Source organism: Roseateles sp. GW821-FHT09G03 (genome assembly GCF_059416045.1).
Genome location: NZ_JBWKOK010000011.1, coordinates 36,229 through 57,226 on the forward strand (window position 1 = coordinate 36,229; position 20,998 = coordinate 57,226).

24 protein-coding genes are annotated in these 20,998 nt (G+C 68.3%); 19 read left to right on the forward strand and 5 right to left on the reverse strand.

Going from position 1 to position 20,998, the window contains the following annotated elements:
* Positions 1-135: 135 nt before the first annotated feature.
* A complete protein-coding gene (locus AC07OZ_RS27845; protein WP_495470266.1) occupies positions 136-1,269 on the reverse strand; it encodes an ABC transporter substrate-binding protein in 1,134 nt (377 codons plus the stop codon).
* A 183-nt stretch (positions 1,270-1,452) separates the two neighbouring features.
* Here AC07OZ_RS27845 and AC07OZ_RS27850 point away from each other — a divergent pair, with 183 nt between their 5' ends.
* Together AC07OZ_RS27850 and AC07OZ_RS27855 are read left to right on the forward strand one after the other, a co-directional pair.
* On the forward strand, positions 1,453-3,525 hold the full coding sequence (locus AC07OZ_RS27850; RefSeq protein WP_495470267.1) for a molybdopterin-containing oxidoreductase family protein: 2,073 nt from the start codon (positions 1,453-1,455) through the stop codon (positions 3,523-3,525).
* Between the two features lie 37 nt (positions 3,526-3,562).
* Positions 3,563-4,630 (forward strand): aminopeptidase, encoded by a 1,068-nt coding sequence (locus AC07OZ_RS27855; protein ID WP_495470268.1) that lies wholly within the window; start codon positions 3,563-3,565, stop codon positions 4,628-4,630.
* Between the two features lie 109 nt (positions 4,631-4,739).
* Here the strand turns inward: AC07OZ_RS27855 and AC07OZ_RS27860 are convergent, their stop codons facing one another.
* A complete protein-coding gene (locus tag AC07OZ_RS27860; RefSeq protein WP_297525887.1) occupies positions 4,740-4,991 on the reverse strand; it encodes an acyl-CoA-binding protein in 252 nt (83 codons plus the stop codon).
* A 182-nt stretch (positions 4,992-5,173) separates the two neighbouring features.
* On the opposite strand from AC07OZ_RS27860, the gene AC07OZ_RS27865 reads away from it, so the two are divergent.
* Complete coding sequence (locus tag AC07OZ_RS27865) at positions 5,174-6,784, forward strand: wax ester/triacylglycerol synthase family O-acyltransferase (protein WP_495470269.1); 1,611 nt, start codon at positions 5,174-5,176, stop codon at positions 6,782-6,784.
* A gap of 138 nt (positions 6,785-6,922) precedes the next feature.
* On the opposite strand, the gene AC07OZ_RS27870 is transcribed toward AC07OZ_RS27865, so the two are convergent.
* The 3 genes from AC07OZ_RS27870 to AC07OZ_RS27880 all read right to left on the reverse strand — a co-directional run bounded on the left by AC07OZ_RS27870 (position 6,923) and on the right by AC07OZ_RS27880 (position 8,575).
* A complete protein-coding gene (locus AC07OZ_RS27870; protein ID WP_495470270.1) occupies positions 6,923-7,255 on the reverse strand; it encodes a hypothetical protein in 333 nt (110 codons plus the stop codon).
* A 136-nt stretch (positions 7,256-7,391) separates the two neighbouring features.
* Positions 7,392-7,724 (reverse strand): hypothetical protein, encoded by a 333-nt coding sequence (locus AC07OZ_RS27875; RefSeq protein WP_495470271.1) that lies wholly within the window; start codon positions 7,722-7,724, stop codon positions 7,392-7,394.
* A gap of 173 nt (positions 7,725-7,897) precedes the next feature.
* Positions 7,898-8,575 carry a TetR/AcrR family transcriptional regulator gene (locus tag AC07OZ_RS27880; protein ID WP_495470272.1) on the reverse strand — a complete coding sequence of 226 codons (678 nt, stop codon included), beginning with the start codon at positions 8,573-8,575 and terminating at the stop codon, positions 7,898-7,900.
* A gap of 94 nt (positions 8,576-8,669) precedes the next feature.
* Here AC07OZ_RS27880 and AC07OZ_RS27885 point away from each other — a divergent pair, with 94 nt between their 5' ends.
* From AC07OZ_RS27885 to AC07OZ_RS27960, 16 genes are all read left to right on the forward strand, one after another.
* Entirely contained in the window at positions 8,670-9,626 is a 957-nt protein-coding gene (locus AC07OZ_RS27885; protein WP_495470273.1) for an ABC transporter ATP-binding protein, read from the forward strand.
* Positions 9,623-10,405, forward strand: a complete 783-nt coding sequence (locus AC07OZ_RS27890) for an ABC transporter permease (protein ID WP_495470274.1) — start codon at positions 9,623-9,625, stop codon at positions 10,403-10,405. Before AC07OZ_RS27885 ends, AC07OZ_RS27890 begins: the two co-directional genes overlap by 4 nt.
* Positions 10,406-10,429: 24 nt before the next feature.
* Positions 10,430-10,693 carry a BolA family protein gene (locus tag AC07OZ_RS27895; RefSeq protein WP_088408428.1) on the forward strand — a complete coding sequence of 88 codons (264 nt, stop codon included), beginning with the start codon at positions 10,430-10,432 and terminating at the stop codon, positions 10,691-10,693.
* Positions 10,694-10,821: 128 nt separating this feature from the next.
* Positions 10,822-11,463, forward strand: a complete 642-nt coding sequence (gene hisG / locus AC07OZ_RS27900) for an ATP phosphoribosyltransferase (RefSeq protein WP_495470275.1) — start codon at positions 10,822-10,824, stop codon at positions 11,461-11,463.
* A 60-nt stretch (positions 11,464-11,523) separates the two neighbouring features.
* Entirely contained in the window at positions 11,524-12,834 is a 1,311-nt protein-coding gene (gene hisD / locus AC07OZ_RS27905; RefSeq protein ID WP_495470276.1) for a histidinol dehydrogenase, read from the forward strand.
* A gap of 172 nt (positions 12,835-13,006) precedes the next feature.
* The gene (locus tag AC07OZ_RS27910) at positions 13,007-14,557 is read left to right on the forward strand and encodes a methyl-accepting chemotaxis protein (RefSeq protein WP_495470277.1); all 1,551 of its coding nucleotides are present in this window, start codon (positions 13,007-13,009) and stop codon (positions 14,555-14,557) included.
* Between the two features lie 170 nt (positions 14,558-14,727).
* A complete protein-coding gene (locus tag AC07OZ_RS27915) occupies positions 14,728-14,946 on the forward strand; it encodes a CopG family transcriptional regulator (protein WP_495470278.1) in 219 nt (72 codons plus the stop codon).
* Complete coding sequence (locus tag AC07OZ_RS27920; protein ID WP_495470279.1) at positions 14,943-15,449, forward strand: PIN domain-containing protein; 507 nt, start codon at positions 14,943-14,945, stop codon at positions 15,447-15,449. Before AC07OZ_RS27915 ends, AC07OZ_RS27920 begins: the two co-directional genes overlap by 4 nt.
* Entirely contained in the window at positions 15,446-16,546 is a 1,101-nt protein-coding gene (gene hisC, locus AC07OZ_RS27925; protein WP_495470280.1) for a histidinol-phosphate transaminase, read from the forward strand. The genes AC07OZ_RS27920 and hisC overlap by 4 nt, the downstream gene beginning before the upstream one ends.
* Positions 16,547-16,603: 57 nt before the next feature.
* Positions 16,604-17,200 (forward strand): imidazoleglycerol-phosphate dehydratase HisB, encoded by a 597-nt coding sequence (gene hisB, locus AC07OZ_RS27930; protein ID WP_495470281.1) that lies wholly within the window; start codon positions 16,604-16,606, stop codon positions 17,198-17,200.
* A complete protein-coding gene (gene hisH, locus AC07OZ_RS27935) occupies positions 17,197-17,865 on the forward strand; it encodes an imidazole glycerol phosphate synthase subunit HisH (protein ID WP_495470282.1) in 669 nt (222 codons plus the stop codon). The genes hisB and hisH overlap by 4 nt, the downstream gene beginning before the upstream one ends.
* 93 nt (positions 17,866-17,958) lie before the next feature.
* The gene (hisA, locus tag AC07OZ_RS27940; protein WP_279760942.1) at positions 17,959-18,702 is read left to right on the forward strand and encodes a 1-(5-phosphoribosyl)-5-[(5-phosphoribosylamino)methylideneamino]imidazole-4-carboxamide isomerase; all 744 of its coding nucleotides are present in this window, start codon (positions 17,959-17,961) and stop codon (positions 18,700-18,702) included.
* 3 nt (positions 18,703-18,705) lie between these two features.
* Positions 18,706-19,476 carry an imidazole glycerol phosphate synthase subunit HisF gene (gene hisF / locus AC07OZ_RS27945; RefSeq protein WP_495470283.1) on the forward strand — a complete coding sequence of 257 codons (771 nt, stop codon included), beginning with the start codon at positions 18,706-18,708 and terminating at the stop codon, positions 19,474-19,476.
* A 116-nt stretch (positions 19,477-19,592) separates the two neighbouring features.
* Positions 19,593-20,195 (forward strand): 16S rRNA (guanine(966)-N(2))-methyltransferase RsmD, encoded by a 603-nt coding sequence (gene rsmD, locus AC07OZ_RS27950; RefSeq protein WP_495470284.1) that lies wholly within the window; start codon positions 19,593-19,595, stop codon positions 20,193-20,195.
* A gap of 8 nt (positions 20,196-20,203) precedes the next feature.
* Complete coding sequence (coaD, locus tag AC07OZ_RS27955) at positions 20,204-20,713, forward strand: pantetheine-phosphate adenylyltransferase (RefSeq protein WP_495470285.1); 510 nt, start codon at positions 20,204-20,206, stop codon at positions 20,711-20,713.
* 3 nt (positions 20,714-20,716) lie between these two features.
* Positions 20,717-20,971: a YfhL family 4Fe-4S dicluster ferredoxin gene (locus AC07OZ_RS27960; RefSeq protein WP_495470286.1), complete on the forward strand. Its 255-nt coding sequence runs from the start codon at positions 20,717-20,719 to the stop codon at positions 20,969-20,971.
* Positions 20,972-20,998: the final 27 nt, after the last annotated feature.

Genomic DNA, 20,998 nt, shown 5'->3' on the forward strand with positions numbered 1-20,998 from the left:
TTGCCGCGGGCCAGAAAGGCCGCGGCGCCGCTCAGGGCGGCGCCGCTGTGGTCGGACCAGTGTACTCGCGGGCCTGGACCGGCACCGCCGACGGCGTGCGATCCAGCGCCCCGGGTCTGCCCGGGGGTAGGCAGATCAGCGCTTCACGCGCCCGTCGTTGGTCAGCATCGTCATCTCGACGAAGCTCGAGCCGACATGCTTGTTGGGCCGGAAGTTCACGTTGAAGCCGCCGACGTTGTAGTTCGCGAGCGTGTCGAGCGCCGCGACCAGGCCCTCGCGGGTCGGACGGGTCATGCGGCGGATGCCTTCGCTGATGACCTTGGCGCCGATGTAGCCCTCGATGGCGGTGTAGTTGAACTTCTGGCCGGCCTTGGTGGCGGCCTGCTGGTACTCGTGCACCACGCCGACCTGAGAGCCGAACGGGTAGGGCATGACCTGGCTGACGACCACGCCCATCGCGTCCTGGCCGAGCTCGTCCAGCAGCGACTGGGTGCCGACGAAGGACACGTTGTAGAACACGCCGCCGTAGCCCGCCTTGCGCGCGGCGCGGATGAAGGCGGCGCAGCTCTTGTAGGCGCTGATCATGACGATCGCTTCGGGCGGCGAGCCGCTCTGCACCAGGTCCTTGACGGCCTTGGCCACCTCGACGCTGTTGCGCTCGACGGTGGACGTGGCCTGCGGCTGGAGCGCCAGCGGCTTCATCGCGCGCAGCACGCCGTCCAGGCCGGCCTTGCCGTAGGCGTCGTTCTGGTGGAAGACCGAGATGCGCATCAGGCCCAGCTGGGTCAGCTGCTTCACGATCAGGGCGGTTTCGTCGTAGTACGAGGCTCTCACGTGGTAGACCCACGGGCTGAACGGATCGCGCAGCGCCTCGGCGCCGGTGAAGGGTGCGACGAAGGGGATCTTGGCCTGGTTGACCAGCGGCAGCGCGGCCAGCGAGGTCGGTGTGCCGACATAGCCGAACAGCGCGAAGACGTCGTCGGCGATCAGCTTCTCCGTGTTGGCCTTGCAGCGGTCGGGCTCGTAGCCGTCGTCCAGCGTGCGCAGCTCGATGGTTGTGCCGTTGATGCCGCCGGCGGCGTTCTGGGCGTCGAAGAACAGCTTGGCGCCGGCCTGCATCTGGATGCCCAGCTGGGCGGCGGCGCCGGTCAGCGGCACCGACTGACCCAGCACCAGGCGTTTGCCTTGTGCGCGGACGGCCGTCGGGAGGGGCAGGGTGGCGAGCGCGCCCAGGGCGCTGGCGGAGGCGAGAAGTTGGCGGCGATCCAAGGGGGACTCCCAGAGGGGTGCGAATTGATATTGTGGCGTCCGCCGGACGGCAAGCGCGCCAGGGGGCTCGACACGACCTATTTCGGCCCCCTGGCGCGCGAGCTTAGCGGCTCGTGCGTCCAGCGTTGTCGCCGACTCGGGTAAGAAAACGCAAGGGTGTGGTGCCTGTGCAATAGTTGACGCATGTCGTCCGTCCTCTCTGAAGCCGCCGTGAACCTCCCGCCACAGGCCGCCGATCGCGGCACGCGATTCGTCAAGGGGGCCTGCCCGCACGACTGTCCCGATACCTGCGCGCTGCGCATCACGGTCGAGGACGGCAAGGTCGTGAAGGTGCAGGGCCAGCCCGAGCATCCGAGCACCCACGGCGCGCTGTGCACGAAGGTGTCGCGGTATCCCGAGCGGACGTACCACGAGGAGCGGGTGCTGCACCCGCTCAAGCGCATCAGCGCGAAGCACGAAGCGCCGCGTTTCGAGCGCATCGGCTGGGACCAGGCGATCGCCGAGATCACCGGCCGGCTGAAGGCCATCGCGGCGCGCGATCCGCAGGCGATCCTGCCCTACAGCTACGCCGGCACGATGGGCATGCTGCAGGGCGAGGCGATGGCGGGGCGCTTCTTCAACCGGCTGGGCGCGTCCTGCCTGGACCGCACGATCTGTGCATCGGCCGGCGGCGCGGGGCTGGCGGCGACCTACGGACACAAGGTGGGCATGCACCTGCCGCACTTCGCGGAGGCGAAGCTGATCGTGATCTGGGGCAGCAACTCGATCGCGTCCAACCTGCATTTCTGGACCTTCGCGAACCAGGCCAAGCGCAACGGCGCGAGGCTGATCTGCATCGATCCGCGCAGGACCGAGACCGCCGACAAGTGCCATCAACACCTGGCCCTGCTGCCGGGCACGGACGGCGCGCTGGCGCTGGGGCTGATGCACGAGCTGATCGCCAACGACTGGCTCGATCACGACTACCTCTTCCGGCATGTTGACGGCTGGGATGAATTGAAGGCAAGGGCGCTGGCATGGACGCCCGAACGCACGGCGGCCGAATGCGGGCTCACGGCGGACGAGGTCCGCGGCCTGGCCCGGGACTACGGGACGCTGGCGCCCGCGGCGATCCGGTTGAACTACGGCATGCAACGCGTGCGCGGCGGCGGCAATGCGGTGCGGCTGATCGCGCTGCTGCCATGCCTGACCGGCGCGTGGCGACATCGCGCGGGCGGGCTGCTGCTGTCGAGTTCGGGCTGGTTCGCGCCGTTCAAGAACCCCACGCTGGAGCGTCCGGACCTGCGCGCCGGCCGGCCGTCGCGGACGATCAACATGAGCACGATCGGCGACGACCTGCTGCGCGAGGCGTCGCCCGCGTTCGGCCCGAAGGTCGAGGCGCTGATCGTCTACAACAGCAACCCGGTCGCGGTGGCGCCGGAGTCGCCGAAGGTGGTGGCGGGCTTCCAGCGCGAGGACCTGCTGACGGTGGTGCTGGAGCACTTCATGACGGACACCGCCGACCTGGCCGACTACGTGCTGCCGGCGACGACGCAGATGGAGCACCTGGACATCCACACCAGCTACGGCCACACGGACGTGCTGGTGAATGAGCCGGCGATCGCGCCGGTGGGCGAGGCCCGGCCGAACACGCAGGTCTTCCGGGAACTCGCCGCGGCGATGGGCTTCGACGAACCCGCCTTCCACGATGACGACGAGGCGCTGCTGCGCCAGGCCTTCCGCGACGACGTCGATCTGGCGCAACTCCGCGAGCGCGGCTGGTTCAAGCTGCCGCTGGCGGAGGCGCCGTTCGCGGAGGGCGGCTTCCCGTCGTCGAACGGCAAGGCCGATGCGCACGGCGCGGACTACGTGCCCAACTACGAGAGCCGCACGAGCGATCCCGCGCTGGCGGCGCGATATCCGCTGGCGATGATCTCGCCGCCGGCGCGCAACCACCTGAACAGCACCTTCGTGAACGTGAAGAGCCTGCGTGACATCGAGGGCGAGCAGGTGCTTGAAATGAGCGCCGGCGACGCGGTGGCGCGCGGACTCAGCGATGGCCAGCTGGTGCGCGTGTTCAACGACCGCGGCAGCTACGCCTGCCGGCTGGACGTGAGCGCACGGGCCCGCGAGGGCGTCGTGCACGGGCTGGGCATCTGGTGGCGCAAGCTGGGCGCGGATGGGCGCAACGTCAACGAGGTCACGCACCAGCGCTTGACCGACCTGGGGCGTGCCCCGTGTTTCTACGACTGCCTGGTCGAAGTGTCCGCGGCGTGAGCGCGACAGGTCACACCACCGAACGATGCCTGGAACGATGACGAAGCGCGTGCGACGACTGCTGCTGGTCCTGCTGGCCGCGCCGCTGCTGCTGGCGATGACGGCGCTGGGCGGCTGCGCGCAGCTGTCGTACTACGGGCAGTCGCTGTCGGGGCACCTGTCGCTGGTGCGCTCGGCCAAGCCGGTCGATGAATGGCTGGGCCAGCAAGACCTGGACCCCGAAGTGCGCAAGCAACTCGAGTTGTCGAAGTCGCTGCGCGACTACGCGTCCTCGGAGCTGAAGCTGCCGGACAACGACAGCTACCGCCGCTATGCCGACCTGAAGCGCGGCTCTGCGGTGTGGAACGTCGTCGCGACGCCGGAGCTGAGCCTGCAGCTCAAGACCTGGTGCTACCCGATCATGGGCTGCGCCGGCTACCGCGGCTACTTCGACCCCAACGATGCGCGCGAGCTGGCGCAGGAACTCCGCAAGCAGGGCTTGGAGCCTTACGTCTACGGCGTGCCGGCGTATTCGTCGCTGGGCTGGAGCAACTGGCTGGGCGGCGACCCCCTGTTGAACACCTTCATCCGCTACCCCGAGGCGCAGCTGGCGCGGATGATCTTCCACGAACTGGCCCACCAGGTCGCGTATGCCAACGACGACACCGCGTTCAACGAGAGCTTCGCGACGGCGGTCGAGCAGATCGGCGTGGGGCGATGGCTGAAGGACCGGCCCGAGGCGCTGCGCGACGATGAGCAGTCGCGGCGCAGACAGGACGAGATCCAGGTCTTGCTCAAGTCCACGCGGGACCAACTGCAGGACGTGTTCCGCAGCACGGCGAGCGACGACGAGAAGCGCGCCGGCAAGGCCGCGGCCTTTGCGAAGCTGCGCGCGGAATACGAGGCGATCAAGCGCGACCGCTGGAACGGCGACACGCGCTTCGACCGCTGGGTGCTGGGCCTGAACACGCCGGCGCTGGCGATCCAGGGCAGCTACACGGACCTGGTGCCGGACTTCGTCCGGCTGTTCGATCGGCAGGGCGCGGACTGGCCGCGGTTCTATGCCGAGGTGCAGCGGCTGGCGAAGCTGCCGAAGGATGAGCGCCGGGCGGAGCTGGCGCGCTGAGCCGCGTGGCCCTGCGCGTCGGTTCGCGCACTGCAATCCAGAAACGACAAGGCCGCCCCTGCGGGGCGGCCTCATGGCATGGCCGGCGCTGCGGCCGGACCTTGAGGGCTTACTTCAAGCCTTCGACCAGATCGATGTAGTCCTGCATCGCCTGATCGTTGGTCTTGCCCTCGAGGGTCTTCCAGGCGTCCCACTTGGCGCGGTTGACGAAGTCCGTCATGCCGGGGCGGTCGCCCTCGACGTCGCCGGTCGTCGCCTGCTTGAACAGCGCGTACAGCTTCAGCAGCGTCTGGTTGTCCGGGCGCTCGGGCAGATTCTTGGAATCGGCGACGGCGGCGTCGAATTGGTCCTTCAGGCTCATGGTGTGTCTCCCGTGGCGGTGAGCAGGGCGTCCCGTTGGCGACAATCGGAACGGATGGCCGCGATGTTACCCACCCCACCCCCAGGTTCGGACTGGGGTCGCCTCTCTAGATGGCGGATGATCCGGGCTTCATCGCCTCATCCTTCGCTTCGTCCTCTGCCCCGTCCGCCCAGGAGACTGCATTGCCCACCCCCGCCGCGTCCAGACCGTCCCCCCTCCGGAGCGCCAAGCCCAAGTCGTCGAAGGCCGCCCCCACGACGCTTGCGCCCGCCGCAAAGACGCTGGGCAAGGCGTCCGGGACTGGCAGCGGAAACGGGGACGGCAATCGGGCGAAGAGCGCCGACCGCCCGGACGGCCTGCCGAAGGGCGCCGAGCCGATGTCCAAGGTCGACACCGCCTGGCTGCGCCTGGACACCGAAGCCAACCGGATGATCATCCACGGTGTGCTGCTGCTGAAGCCTCACGTGTCGCTCGACGACCTGCGCACGCGCGTCGCCGAACGGCTGCTCCGCTTCCCGCGCTTCAGACAGCGAGTCGTCGAGGCCGGTGACAGCGCCTGGTGGGTCGAGGACGCCGAGGTCGACATCACGCGGCACGTCGTCCCCGAAACGCTGAACCGCCGCCGCGGGCGTCCGCTCGAAGGTGCGCTGCAGGACCGCCTCGCCGACCTCGCCGCGGAGCCGCTGGATCCGTCGCGTCCGCTCTGGCAGTTGCACCTGATCGAGCATTACGACGGCAGCAGCGCGCTCATCGCGCGCGTGCATCACTGCATCGCCGATGGCATCGCGCTGATCGCGGTGCTGCTGTCGATCACCGATGGCGGTCCCGTGCCGCCGAAGCTGCTGGCCACGAAGGCGAAGGAGAAGTCAGGCAAGACGGCCAAGGCAGCGAAGACCGCTGCCGACGAGGCCGCCGAGCCCGAATGGCTTGCCGATGCGATGGTCAAGCCGATCAACGCCTGGACCGTCCGTGAGATCCAGGAGCACGCCGGATCCGGGAAGCCGGACGCCTCGCCGGCCGAGCGTCTGGGCAAGCAGGTTCTCAAGGATGCCGCCGCGCTCACCGACGCACCCGACGACGCGAAGACGCGCCTCAAGGGCAAGGCCGGGCGCGCCAAGCGCGTCGCCTGGGGCGCGCCGCTGCCGCTGGACGCCGTCAAGGCGGTCGGCAAGTCGATGAACGTCTCGGTGAACGACGTGCTGCTGAACTGCGTCGCCGGGGCGCTCGGGCTCTACCTGCGCGAGCACGGAGACGACACCCGGGGCCAGGAGATCCGCGCGCTGGTGCCGGTGAACCTGCGTCCGCTGGAGACCGCGTGGCAGTTGGGCAACCGCTTCGGCATGGTGCCGTTGCCGCTGCCGGTGGGCATCACGAATCCGGTCAAGCGCCTCTACGCGGTGCATGCGCAGACGCAGGCGCTCAAGAACAGCCTGCAGCCGGCCTTGGCGATGGGCTTGATGGCGACATCGGGCTCGGTCGAGAAGGCGGCCCAGCGGGCGATGCTGAAGACGCTCTCACGCAAGGCGACGGCACTGATGACCAACGTGCCGGGGCCGACGCAAGCGTTGCAGCTGTGCGGCTCGGCCGTCGAGCGGGTGATGTTCTGGGCGCCGCAGGCGGGCGACATGAGCCTGGGCATCAGCATCCTGACCTACGCCGGTCAGGTGCAGTTCGGACTGATCGCCGACGCCGGCCTGTGCCCCGATCCGGAACGCATCGTGGCCCACTTCGAGCCCGAGTTCCAGCAACTGCTCACGCTCGCGCTGATGCTGCCGTGGGAGGTCAAGGACTGACCCCGGCGCAGCGGGCCTCGCCCGCCGCCATGGAGAACAGCGCCATGTAAAACGCCGCCCGAGGGCGGCGTTCGTGATTCCGGAAACCGGTGTCTCGACGCCGGGGCTCAGCCGCCGGATTTCCGAAACCGGAACCGATTACTTGGCGGCGGCCTTCTTGGCCGGCTGCGGGCGGCCCGCGGCGGTCGGGTAGGCGGACATCACGCGGACCGGGTCGGCGCTGGCCAGGTACTCGGCGTACTGGGTCTGGCCGCAGGAGACCGCCTGGCCGCTGGTGGCCTCGCCGCGGTACTCGCCGCGGTTGTAGACGAAGCGGTACTCGTTGGCGGCGGCGGCCTGCTCGAACTTCACGGCGTGCTGGCTGGCGCACTCGGCGCGCAGCGCCTTGGCGTCGGCGTTCTCGGCGGTGGCGGCGTGGGCCATCGGGGCGATCAGGGCCAGCAGGGCGGCGGTGGTCAGGATGCGCTTCATGGAATCGGTCCCTTGATGTCGGTGAATACGATATCCCTAATTTATAGGGTGTCGTTTTCCGCCGCCAACCGCGACCAGGGGGTCCGGCTTCGCACGAATCCAGGGTTTGTGCGGAGGACCGGACCCGGGCTTGCTGCTAATTGCGACGCGCTTCATCCGGATGCGTCCGAGCCCATCGCGACTGGCAGGTGTGCCAGGTCATGACGGCCCAGAGGATCCCAAGTCCGAGGAACGCCGCGGCCAGGACGAGCCAGCGAGCCAAAGGGAGTTCAACGCCGTTGAAGATCACCATGGCCACGGTCGGTGCCGCTAGCACCGGCGCCATCCTCAGCAGGCCGTAGCGAATGACAAACCCCGTCGGCCCCCGGCGCCGCAACCGTTCCCAGTCATTCATCAAGGACGATGGCGCCCACGGAGCGATCCTGAAGCTCGAACGAAGAGAGTCAGTGGGCCTCAGTTCCTGAAACATGCTCATCGCTCCAAACGAGTCAGCGGCAATGTCGCCGCCCCTGAACCGTATTCATCGAGCTGCGGACGCGCATGACTCAAGCCAGTCAATCTGACTGGCAGGGATGAGTCAAATGGAGCAGGGTTTGACAAGCGTCAAGAGAGCGCCGAGTCCCAATGGCGGGACGGGGCCGTTCATGCTTGGGCGTTACCACCCGCGTGTGGCTGATACTTCCCCGCCAGCTGGAACAGGTGGTCCCGCGAGGTCGGGTCCAGGTAAGGCAGCAGCAGCCCCAGCACGTGGAAGGCGCCGCGCATCAGCGCTTCGCCGGCCTGCTCGGGCTCGAGCGCGTTGCGCGGATCGCGCACATATTCATAGCTCAGCCAGTAGCTCAACAGCACCACCATCGCGTTGGCCGTCGGCACCGCCTCGCGGACCTGCATCGTCAACGCGCCGCTGGCCTGCAATCCGCCCAGCATCCCCACCATCGCCTGCGTCTTCTGCTCCAGCACGTGCTGGAAATGCGTCTCCAGCTTGCGGTTCTTCGACAGCAGGTCGTTGAGGTCGCGGTACAGGAAGCGGTGCTGCCAGATCAGTTCGAACAGCATGTGGAAGAACAGCCAGGCGTCCTCCACGTTGCGCACGTTGCCCACCGCGCCCAGCAGCTCCGACAAGGCCTTGTCGTAGCGGTTGAAGAGCGCGTTGATCAGCTCGTCCTTGGCCGGGTAGTGGTAGTACAGGTTGCCGGGCGAGATGCCGAGCTCCGCCGAAATCAGCGTGGTGGAGACGTTCGGTTCGCCGAAGCGGTTGAACAGGTCCAGCGTGACTTCGAGGATGCGTTCGGCGGTGCGGCGCGGCTTCTTGGTGGCCATGGGCCCGGGGGCGTTGAGGGGTGGGGGAGGTGGGCGCATTCTGTCATGACCCCAGGCCAGCGCGGGACGGGCCCGCTGCCTACAATCGCCGCCCATGCCCGGAAGCCCCCCACAACAGTCGGCCGCCATGTCCGTGCCGGCCGGCGGTCCGCCCGCCCTGCGTTTCAGCAATGTCAGCAAGACCTACCGCGACGGCCAGTTCCGCGCGCTGGACGGCGTCAGCTTCGACATCCAGCCCGGCGAGTTCTTCGGCCTGCTGGGCCCGAACGGCGCCGGCAAGACCAGCCTGATCAGCATCCTCGCCGGCCTGTCCCGCGCCAGCGGCGGGCAGGTGTCGGTGCTTGGCCACGACGTCGTCGACGACTACGCCGAGGCCCGCAAGAAGCTCGGCATCGTGCCGCAGGAGCTGGTCTTCGACCCGTTCTTCAGCGTGCGCGAGACGCTGCGCATCCAGTCCGGCTACTTCGGCGTGCGCAACAACGACGACTGGATCGACGAGCTGCTGCTCAACCTCGGTCTGGCCGACAAGGCCCACAACAACATGCGCCAGCTCTCGGGCGGCATGAAGCGCCGCGTGCTGGTCGCGCAGGCGCTGGTGCACCGCCCGCCGGTCATCGTGCTGGACGAGCCCACCGCCGGCGTCGACGTCGAACTGCGTCAGACGCTGTGGCAGTTCATCGCGCGACTGAACCGCGAAGGCCACACCGTCCTGCTGACCACGCACTACCTGGAAGAGGCCGAGGCGCTCTGCCACCGCATCGCGATGTTGAAGCAGGGCAAGATCGTCGCGCTCAACCGCACGTCGGAACTGCTGGCGGGCACCGCGTCCACGATGCTGCAGTTCAAGACCGATTCGGCGCTGCCGCTGGCCCTGTCCGAGCGCGCCCGCACCACGGGCCGCATCGTCCAGCTGACCGCGCATGACGCGGCCGAGGTCGAACAGATCCTGGGCACCCTGCGCGAGGCCGCCGTCCCCATCGAAGACCTGGAGATCGGCCGCGCCGACCTCGAGGACGTCTTCATCGAAATCATGCAGGGGAACCGCACATGAGCGCGAGTCACTTCCCGATCCGCCTCGAAGGCGCGCGCACGCTCTTCTACAAGGAGGTCCTGCGCTTCTGGAAGGTCGGCTTCCAGACCGTCGGCGCCCCGGTGCTGACGGCCGTGCTGTACCTGCTGGTCTTCGGCCATGTGCTGGAGGACCACGTGAAGGTCTATGGCACGGTCGGCTACACCAGCTTCCTCATCCCCGGCCTGGTGATGATGAGCGTGCTGCAGAACGCCTTTGCGAACAGCAGCTCGTCTCTGATCCAGAGCAAGATCACCGGCAACCTGGTGTTCCTGCTGGTCACGCCGCTGTCGCACTGGGCCTGGTTCCTCGCCTATGCCGGTGCGTCCATCCTGCGCGGGCTAATGGTGGGCGCGGGCGTGTTCATCGCCACCGTGTGGTTCGCGCCGCCGGGCATGGCCAACCCGCTGTGGGTACTGGCCTTCGCCATCCTGGGCGCCGGACTGATGGGCTCGCTGGGCCTGATCGCCGGCCTGTGGGCGGAGAAGTTCGACCAGATGGCCGCCTTCCAGAATTTCATCGTCATGCCGATGACCTTCCTGTCGGGCGTCTTCTACTCGGTGCATTCGCTGCCGCCGTTCTGGCAGGGCGTCAGCCACCTGAACCCGTTCTTCTACATGATCGACGGTTTCCGCCACGGCTTCTTCGGCGTCAGCGACGTCTCGCCGTGGATCAGCCTGGGCGTCGTTGCCGTCGCCTTCGCGGCGGTCGCGGCCATCGCGCTGGAACTGCTGCGCCGCGGCTACAAGATCCGCCACTGACCTTAGGTAGAATCCCTCCCCATCATGGCCGATCCGACCCCCGCAGAAGTCCAGAGCTACATCGCCCAGGGACTCGCTTGCAGCGAGCTCCAGGTCGAGGGCGACGGACGCCATTTCTTCGCGACGATCGTGTCGGCCGAGTTCGAGGGCCTGAGCCGGATCAAGCGCCACCAGCGCGTGTACCAGGCGCTGGGCGATCGCATGCGCGAGCAGATCCACGCGCTGTCGATGAAGACGCTGACCCCCGACGAGTTCGCGCAGCAAGGCACCGCGCACCACCATCACTGACAGCCACCCGGCCTGCAGGCGGGTGGCGGTGTGTCCCCGTCCGGTGAACCCGCTGCCGTCCCCCTGAACGACCGAGGCCACAGCCCGAGGCGCTTTCCCGTGAAGCGCGCGTTCACCGAGGACCCCGCATGATCACCCTGGCACTTTCCAAGGGCCGCATCTTCGAAGAGACCCTGCCGCTGCTGGCCGCCGCCGGCATCCAGGTGCTCGAAGACCCGGACAGCTCCCGCAAGCTGATCCTCCCGACCAATCAGGCCGAGGTGCGCGTCGTGCTCGTGCGCGCGACCGACGTGCCGACCTACGTCGAGTACGGCGGCGCCGACCTCGGCGTGGCCGGCCGCGACGTGCTGATCGAGCACGGTGGCGCGGGCCTGTACCAGCCGCTGGACCTGCGCATCGCGCAGTGCCGCATGAGCGTCGCGGTGCGCGACGACTACGACTACGACAACGCCGTCCGCCAGGGCTCGCGGCTGCGCGTGGCGACCAAGTACACGACCATCGCCCGCCAGCATTTCGCCGACAAGGGCGTGCACGTGGACCTGATCAAGCTCTACGGCTCGATGGAACTGGCGCCGCTGACGGGCCTGGCCGACGCCATCGTCGACCTGGTCTCCACCGGCAGCACGCTGAAGGCGAACCGTCTGGTGGAGGTCGAGCGGATCATGGACATCTCCTCGCGGCTGGTCGTGAACCAGGCGGCGCTGAAGCTCAAGCGCGAGGCGCTCAAGCCGCTGATCGACGCGATCGCTTCCGCCATCCCCGCTGCTTGACCTGCTGCTTGACCCGCGGCCCGGCTGCTGCCTGATCGCCGACTGATTCCGGAGTCCGTCATGACGAACCTTCGCACCCTCAACACTGCCGACGCCGACTTCGAGGCGCAGTTCCAGCGTGTGCTGCACTGGTCGGCGGAGACCGACGCCGCGATCGAGACGCGCGTCGCCGAGATCCTGGCCGACGTGCGCGCCCGCGGCGACGCGGCGGTGCTCGACTACACCGCGCGCTTCGACGGTCTGCAGGCGGAATCGCTGACGACGCTGGAGCTGACGCGCGAGGAGCTCAAGGCCGCCTTCGACGGCCTGCCCACCGAACAGGCGAAGGCGTTGACGCAGGCCGCGGCGCGGGTGCGCAGCTACCACGAGCGACAGAAGCAGGCCTGCGGCGAGAGCTGGAGCTACCGCGACGAGGACGGCACGCTGCTCGGCCAGAAGGTCACGCCGCTGGACCGCGTCGGCATCTACGTGCCGGGCGGCAAGGCCGCCTATCCGTCGAGCGTGCTGATGAACGCCATCCCGGCGCAGGTCGCCGGCGTGCCCGAGATCGTGATGGTCGTGCCGACGCCGCGCGGCGAGAAGAACCCGCTCGTGCTGGCCGCGGCCTACGTCGCCGGCGTGCACCGCGCGTTCACCATCGGCGGTGCGCAGGCGGTGGCCGCGCTGGCCTACGGCACCGCGACCGTGCCGCGCGTCGACAAGATCACCGGCCCGGGCAACGCCTACGTCGCCAGCGCCAAGAAGAACGTCTTCGGCCAGGTCGGCATCGACATGATCGCGGGTCCGAGCGAGATCCTCGTGCTGGCCGACGGCACCACACCGCCGGACTGGGTCGCGATGGACCTGTTCAGCCAGGCCGAGCACGACGAGATGGCGCAGAGCATCCTGCTGTGCCCGGATGCCGGCTACATCGCCCAGGTCCGCGAGGCCATCGAGCGCCTGCTGCCCGGCATGCCGCGCAAGGACGTCATCCGCGCGTCGCTGGAAGGGCGGGGCGCACTGATCCAGACCCGGTCGATGGACGAGGCCTGCGAGATCAGCAACCGCATCGCCCCGGAACATCTGGAAGTCTCCAGCGCCGATCCGCACCGCTGGGAGCCCTTGCTGCGCCACGCGGGCGCGATCTTCCTCGGCGCGTACACCAGCGAGTCGCTGGGCGATTACTGCGCCGGGCCGAACCACGTGCTGCCGACCTCGGGCACGGCGCGCTTCTCCTCGCCGCTGGGCGTCTACGACTTCCAGAAGCGCTCCAGCCTGATCGAGGTCAGTGAGGCCGGCGCCCAGGTGCTCGGCCCGATCGCCGCGACCCTCGCCTACGGCGAAGGCCTGCAGGCGCACGCGCAGGCGGCGGAGTTCCGTCTCAAGCGCTGACTCTGGGCGATCACCCGGGCGCGTGCCTCTGCCGCCGACGGATTTCACGCGCTGACGCCGGGCAAACCCTGGGTCGCGGATAAACCGCCACATTTCCCGTCGTTTCGCGGTTCGCCCTTTCGTGCGAAACGCCTAGCATGCTTCGAACATCTCCATCACAGGACGTCGAATCATGAAGGTCTCAGATCTGCGCGTCGGGGTACGCATCTCCTTGGGATTCGCGGCCGTGCTGCTGGCCACCGTGCTGGTCGGCGTGGTGGCGCTGACCCGCATGCAGGTGATCCAGGGCAACGTGGAGGAGATGGGATCCGACTGGATCCCGTCGATCAACGCGATCAACGCCTTGCGCGGCGATCTCAACGAGCTGCGACGGGCCGAGATGGGGATGTGCCTGAAGGACGTCATCCTCGAGGTCGAGCAGGAGCAGGAGCGCATCAAGAACCTGCGCGAGAAGTCCCTGCCCGAACTGGCCAAGGCGTACGAAACGATGGTTTCTTCTCCGGCGGAAGCCGAGCAGTGGAAGGACGCGAAGGCCAAGTACGCGACCTTCATCGCCGTCCAGGACAAGCTGATCGCCGCGCGCAAGGCCGGCAACCGCGGCGAGTATCAGTCCACCGTCAACGGCGAATCGCAGCAGGCCTTCGTCGCGCTGATCGGCGCGGTGCAGAAGCTGGTCGACATCAACACGCAGGGCGCGGCCGACAGCGTCGAGGAATCTCGCAAGGCCTACAAGGCGGTGATCACGACGATGTCGGTGCTGATCATTGCCGCGCTGGCCGCCGGCGGCGTGCTGGCGTTCTACTTGACCCGCAGCACGGTCCGTCCGCTGAACGACATGGTGAGCGTTGCCAGCCGTGTGGCCGAGGGCGACCTGACCGTCGAGATCGACACCTCGCGTCGCGACGAACTGGGCCAGTTGGCCCAGGCTTTGGCGGCGATGCAAGGCGCGCTGAACCGCTCGCTGTCGGCGGTGCGGACCAGCGCCGAGAGCATCGCGATGTCCAGTGCCGAGGTCGCCGCGGGCAGCAGCGACTTGTCGGCGCGGACCGAGCAGATGGCCTCGAGCCTGGAAGAGACCTCGGCCACGATGCATGCGCTGACCGACACGGTCCGCCTGAACGCCGACTCCACGCGGCAGGCCAGCCAGCTGGCGCTCAATGCCAGCCAGGTTGCCGACCGCGGCGGCATCGTGGTGTCCGAGGTGGTCAGCACCATGGACCAGATCAACGCGTCCTCGCGCAAGATCTCCGACATCATCGGCACGATCGACGGCATTGCCTTCCAGACCAACATCCTGGCGCTGAACGCGGCCGTCGAGGCCGCCCGCGCGGGCGAGCAGGGCCGCGGTTTCGCGGTGGTGGCCAGCGAGGTCCGTTCGCTGGCGCAGCGCAGCGCCGAGGCGGCCAAGGAGATCAAGACGCTGATCGGCGCCAGTGTCGAGCGGGTCGATGCGGGGTCACGTCTTGTCAGCGACGCCGGCGACACGATGCGGGAGATCGTCTCCGCCGTGCAGCGGGTGACGGACATCATCCAGGAGATCTCCTCGGCCACGCAGGAGCAGAGCACCAGCCTGATGGAAGTCGGCCAGGCCGTTCAACGCCTGGACGAGGTCACCCAGCAGAACGCCGCGCTGGTCGAGGAATCCTCCGCCGCTTCCGAGTCGCTCCGCGAGCAGGCGGGCAGCCTGCAGCACGTCGTCGCGCAGTTCCGCCTGCACGCATAACGCAGTCAAAGAACTGGAGGCAGCGAGTCTCCCTGGGGCCGGAATGACTCTGGGGGTTCCCGAAGGGACGCCCCCTGAGTCGTGGAGAGCCCGCGCCTGGCCTCCCAAAGTCGGTCTTCACGGAACACGAAGTTCGTGCAACACGAACTTCGTGTTAATCTGAAGGCCTGATGAAGAATGTCACCGTGACCATGGAAGACAGCGTCGCCGAGTGGGCGAGGCTGGAGGCTGCGCGGCGCAACACCAGCGTCTCGCGGCTGGTCGGCGAGCTGCTCGCCGAGAAGATGCGCCACGACGACGCCTATGAGCGCGCCCTGCAGGACTGGCTGCACCGTGAGCGCACCTGGTCCTCCGACGGCCAGCCTTATCCGGGACGAGAGGTGCTGTGAACGCCCCCGTCATCACCCCCGTGGAACTGACCGCGCCGGTCTTCGTCGACACCTCGGTGCTGATCCTCAGCGAGGACGGTGCCGACCCTGTCCGCCGCGCGCAGGCCATGGGTTGGCTGCGCTGCCTGTGGCAGCAGCGCCTGGGCCGGACCTCCAGCCAGGTGCTCAACGACTTCTACCGCTCGGTGACGACGCACATCAGACCCGCGATGCCGAACGGCGACGCCCGGGCCGAGGTGCGCCGCTACCAGCGCTGGGCGCCCTGGGCGACCGATCATGCGACGGTCGAATCGGCCTGGTCGCTCGAAAGCCGCTTCTCGCTGCCCTACGCCGATGCGCTGATCGTCGCGGCCGCCAAGGCGCAAGGCTGCGAGACCGTGCTGAGCCTGGCGCTGCCGCACGGGCAGCTCTACGACAGCGTCCTGATCGTCGACCCGCTGCGCGCCTTGCCGGCGGGCGTCTCCCTTTCCGACTTGCTGCCCGCCGCAGCGCTTGCCCCATGAACGCTGCCCTCGATCGCGCCCTCGGTGTCCTTCGTGAGGACGTCCGCGCGATGCACGCCTACCAGGTGCATCCGTCCGCCGGCCTGATCAAGCTGGATGCGATGGAGAACCCGTTCCGGCTGCCGCCCGAACTCCAGCGCGCGCTGGGCGAGCGTCTCGGCGCCGTCGCCATCAACCGTTATCCGGGCGAGCGCACGCAGGAGCTGGCGCAGGCGCTGGCCGCGCACGCGAAGCTGCCCGAGGGCCAGGCGCTGATGCTGGGCAACGGCTCGGATGAACTGATCTCGCTGCTGGCGATGGCTGTCTGCCAGCCGGGTGAGCGCGTCGTCGTGCTGGCGCCGGTGCCCGGCTTCGTCATGTACGAGCTGTCGTCGAGGTACCAGCACCTCGAATTCGTCGGCGTGCCGCTGACGGCGGACTTCGAGCTCGACGAAGCCGCGATGCTCGCCGCGATCGCCGAGCACCGTCCGGCCATCGTCTACCTGGCCTACCCGAACAACCCGACGGCCAACCTCTGGGACGACGCCGTCATCGAACGCATCGCCCAGGCCGCGCCGGGGCTGGTCGTCATGGACGAGGCCTACCAGCCCTTCGCCGCGCGCGACTCGATGGCACTGATGGCGCGCCATCCCCAGGTGCTGGTCATGCGCACGATGAGCAAGTTCGGCCTGGCCGGGGTGCGCATCGGCTACATGATGGGCAACGCCGAACTGATCCGGCACATCGACAAGCTGCGCCCGCCCTACAACGTCAGCGTGCTGAACGCGGAAGCCGGCCTCTTCGCGCTGGAGCATGCCGACGTCTACGAGCGCCAGGCCGCCGAACTGCGGGCCGAGCGTGCCAAGCTGCAGACCGCGCTGGCCACGTTGGCAAGGACCGTCGACCTGCACGCCTTCCCGAGCGAGGGCAACATGATCCTGGTGCGCGTGCCCGATGCCAACCGCCTGCACGCGGACCTGAAGGCCCGCGGCGTGCTGGTCAAGAACGTCTCCGGCATGCATCCGCTGCTGGCGCGCTGCCTGCGACTGACGGTCGGCACGCCGGACGAGAACGCGGCGATGCTGGCGGCGATCGAAGCCAGCCTGGCAACCCATTGAAGCAAGCCCGAACGACCACTGTCCCTCCTCGATCCTCCTGATCTCCCTGGAATCCCCATGAGCTCCGAACGCATCGCCGAAGTCCGCCGCGACACCAAGGAAACGCAGATCCGCGTGCGCGTGAATCTGGACGGTACCGGGCAGGCGTCGCTGAACACCGGCATCGGTTTCTTCGACCACATGCTCGACCAGATCGCCCGCCACGGGCTGATCGACCTCGACATCGAGGCCAAGGGCGACCTGCACATCGACGGCCACCACACCGTCGAGGACGTCGGCATCACGCTCGGCATGGCCGTCGCGCAGGCGATCGGCGACAAGAAGGGCATCACCCGCTACGGCCACAGCTACGTGCCGCTGGACGAGGCGCTGTCGCGGGTGGTGGTGGACTTCTCCGGCCGCCCGGGACTGGCCATGGACGTCAAGTTCACCGCCGGATCGGTCGGCGCCTTCGACACGCAGCTGACCTACGAGTTCTTCCAGGGCTTCGTCAATCATGCGCTGGTGTCGCTGCACGTGGACAACCTCAAGGGCCACAACGCGCACCACCAGTGCGAGACCATGTTCAAGGCCTTCGGCCGCGCGCTGCGCATGGCGATGACGCTGGATCCGCGATCGGCCGGCGTCATCCCCTCGACGAAGGGCACGCTGTGAGCGCCTCCGGAGCCTCTCGGCCGCGCACGGTCGCGGTCGTCGACTACGGCATGGGCAACCTGCGCTCGGTGTCGCAGGCGGTGCTCGCCGCGGCGCAGGACCAGGGCGTGCACGTGGTCATCACCTCGAAGCCCGACGAGGTCTACGCCGCCGAGCGGATCGTGCTGCCCGGCCAGGGCGCGATGCGCGACTGCATGCGCGAGCTGCAGGACAGCGGCCTGAAGAAGGCGGTGCTCGACGCCGCCGCGCGCAAGCCGCTGATGGGCGTGTGCGTGGGCATGCAGATGCTGCTCGACCACAGCGAGGAGCAGGACACGCCAGGGCTGGGGCTGATCCCGGGCCGCGTGAAGCGCTTCCGCCTGGAGGGCCAGGTGCAGCCCGACGGCAGCCGCTACAAGGTGCCGCAGATGGGCTGGAACCGCGTGCACCAGACGCGGGCGCATCCGGTCTGGGGCGAGGTGCCGGACCAGAGCTGGTTCTACTTCGTCCACAGCTTCTATGCCGAGACGTCGGACGCGCGCGACAGCGCGGGCGAGAGCGAGTACGGCCCGCGCTTTACCTGTGCGGTGGCGCGGGATAACATTTTTGCCACCCAATTCCACCCCGAGAAAAGTGCCGCGTCCGGGCTCGCCCTGTATCGCAACTTCCTGCACTGGATGCCCTGAGCGCACGACGCCCGGCGTCCCGTCCAGCGATCGCCGCGCCGTTCTCGAGTCTTCCCGGATCCTTCCCTTTCCTTCACCCCCACTGCCTCGGCCATGCTGCTGATTCCCGCGATCGACCTGAAAGACGGCAAATGCGTCCGCCTCAAGCAAGGCGACATGAACGACTCCACGACCTTCGGCGAGGATCCCGCCGAGATGGCTCGCCGATGGGTCGACGCCGGCGCCCGGCGCCTGCACCTCGTGGACCTGAACGGCGCCTTCGCGGGCAAGCCGGTCAACGAGGCGGCCATCAAGGCGATCCTGCGCGAGGTCGGCGACGACATCCCCGTGCAGCTGGGCGGCGGCATCCGCGACCTGGATACGATCGAGCGCTACCTGGACGACGGCCTGTCGTACGTGATCATCGGGACGGCCGCGGTGAAGAACCCCGGCTTCCTGAAGGACGCGGCATCGGCCTTCGGCGGCCACATCATCGTGGGCCTGGACGCGAAGGACGGCAAGGTCGCCACCGACGGCTGGAGCAAGCTCACCGGCCATGAGGTCATCGACCTCGCGAAGAAGTTCGAGGACTACGGCATCGAGGGCGTGATCTACACCGACATCGGCCGAGACGGCATGCTCACCGGCATCAACATCGACGCGACGGTGAAGCTGGCGCAGGCCTTGTCGATTCCGGTGATCGCCTCGGGCGGCCTGTCCAACATCGCCGACATCGAAGCGCTCTGCGCGGTCGAGTCCGAAGGCGTGGGCGGCGTGATCTGCGGCCGCGCGATCTACACCGGCGACCTCGATTTCGCCGGCGCGCAGCGGCGCGCCGACGAGTTGAACGGGGGCTGACCGGTGCTGGCCAAGCGGATCATCCCGTGCCTGGACGTGACCGGCGGTCGCGTCGTCAAGGGCGTCAATTTCCTCGAGCTGCGCGATGCCGGCGACCCGGTCGAGATCGCGGCCCGCTACAACGAGCAGGGCGCCGACGAACTGACCTTCCTCGACATCACGGCGACCAGCGACGGCCGCGACCTGATCCTGCCGATCATCGAACAGGTGGCTTCGCAGGTCTTCATTCCACTGACGGTCGGCGGGGGCGTTCGCGCGGTCGCCGACGTGCGGCGGCTCCTGAATGCGGGGGCTGACAAGGTCAGCTTCAACTCCGCGGCGGTGGCCGATCCGGAACTGATCCGCGCGGCTTCCGACAAGTACGGCGCGCAGTGCATCGTGGTCGCCATCGACGCGAAGCGGCGCCAGAACGACGATGGCAGCGTGGGCTGGGACGTGTACACGCACGGCGGCCGCAAGAACACGGGCCTGGACGTCGTCGAATGGGCGACGCGCATGGCGGCGTTCGGCGCGGGCGAGATCCTGCTGACCAGCATGGACCGTGACGGCACGAAGAGCGGTTTCGACCTGGCGCTGACGCGCGCGGTGTCGGACGCCGTGGGCGTGCCGGTGATCGCGTCGGGCGGCGTGGGGTCGCTGCAGGACCTGGCCGACGGCATCACGAAGGGCGGCGCCGATGCGGTGCTCGCCGCGAGCATCTTCCATTACGGCGAACACACCGTCGGCGAGGCCAAGGCGCTGATGGCGTCGCAGGGCATCCCGGTCCGCCAATGAGTGCTTCCAGTGGGCGGGGCAAGGGCCGGGAAGGCCGTGAGGGCCGAGGCGGTCGTGAACGCGATCAGTCCCCGGAGGTCGACGGCCTGCGTCGCTCTGGCAGGCCCGGTCCGCGGGTGACGGTGGGCGAGGGCGCGGTCAAGCCGCGTCCGCGCGACGCGGGGCCCGGCGAGGTCCGCATCGTCGGGGGTGTCTGGAAGCGATCGAAGCTGCCGGTGCCGTACGTGGCCGGGCTCCGTCCGACGCCCGACCGGGTGCGGGAGACGCTGTTCAACTGGCTCGGCCAGGATCTGGGCGGCTGGCGCGTGCTCGATGCATTCGCCGGGAGCGGCGCGCTTGGCTTCGAAGCCGCGTCGCGCGGCGCGGCCGGCGTGACCTTGCTGGAACGCGATGCGACGCTCGCGAACGCGCTGCGCGCCAACCTCAAGCGGCTCGACAAGGACGGCACCGTGCCGATGACGATCGCGAATGCCGACGCGCTCGCCTGGATGCGGCGCGGGGCGCCGGGCTCGTTCGACCTGGTGTTCCTGGATCCGCCGTTCGCGGAGGGCCTGTTCCTCGACGCGCTCGCCGCGGCCGCCCCGCTGCTGGCCGACAATGGCCTGATCTACCTGGAGTCGCCGGAGGCCATCGAAGCGCCGGCGGCGCTGGGCTTGTCCGTATGGAAGGAAGGGCGTGCCGGGGCGGTGCATTACCGCCTGCTGCGCCGCGGCGGATAATCCGCCCCATGACCTCCCAGATCCTGCTGACGGCCGTCTACCCCGGCACCTTCGACCCGATGACCCTCGGCCACGAGGATCTGGTGCGTCGCGCCAGCCGTCTGTTCGAGCGCCTGGTGCTGGCGGTCGCGGCGGGACATCACAAGAAGACGATGTTCAGCATCGACGAGCGCCTGGACATGGCGCGCCAGCTGGTCGCGCCCTATCCGAACGTCGAGGTGGTCGCCCTCGAGGGCTTGCTGAGCCATTTCGTGTTGGCGAACGGCGGCAAGGTCGTGGTGCGCGGCCTGCGCGCCGTCTCGGACTTCGAATACGAGTTCCAGATGGCCGGCATGAACCGGCAACTGATGCCCGAAGTCGAGACCGTGTTCCTGCCGCCGTCGGACAACTACCAGTTCGTCTCCTCGACCTTCGTGCGGGAGATTGCCAGCCTCGGCGGCGAGGTGGCCAAGTTCGTCTCGCCGCTGGTGCGCGAGCGGCTGGCGGACCGCGTCGCCAAGAATCGCATGGAGCAGTAAGCCATGGCCTTGATGATCACCGACGAATGCATCAACTGCGATGTGTGCGAGCCGGAGTGCCCCAACCACGCCATCTCAATGGGCGAGGAGTACTACCAGATCGAGCCCGGCAAGTGCACCGAGTGCGTCGGCCACTTCGACGAGCCGCAGTGCGCGATGTTGTGCCCGGTGGCCTGCATTCCGGTCAATCCGGAGCACGTCGAATCGCGCGAGACGCTGATGCAGAAGTACGTGCGGCTGACCCAGCAGACGGCTTGAGTCATCCGCCTACTTGAATGGGCAATT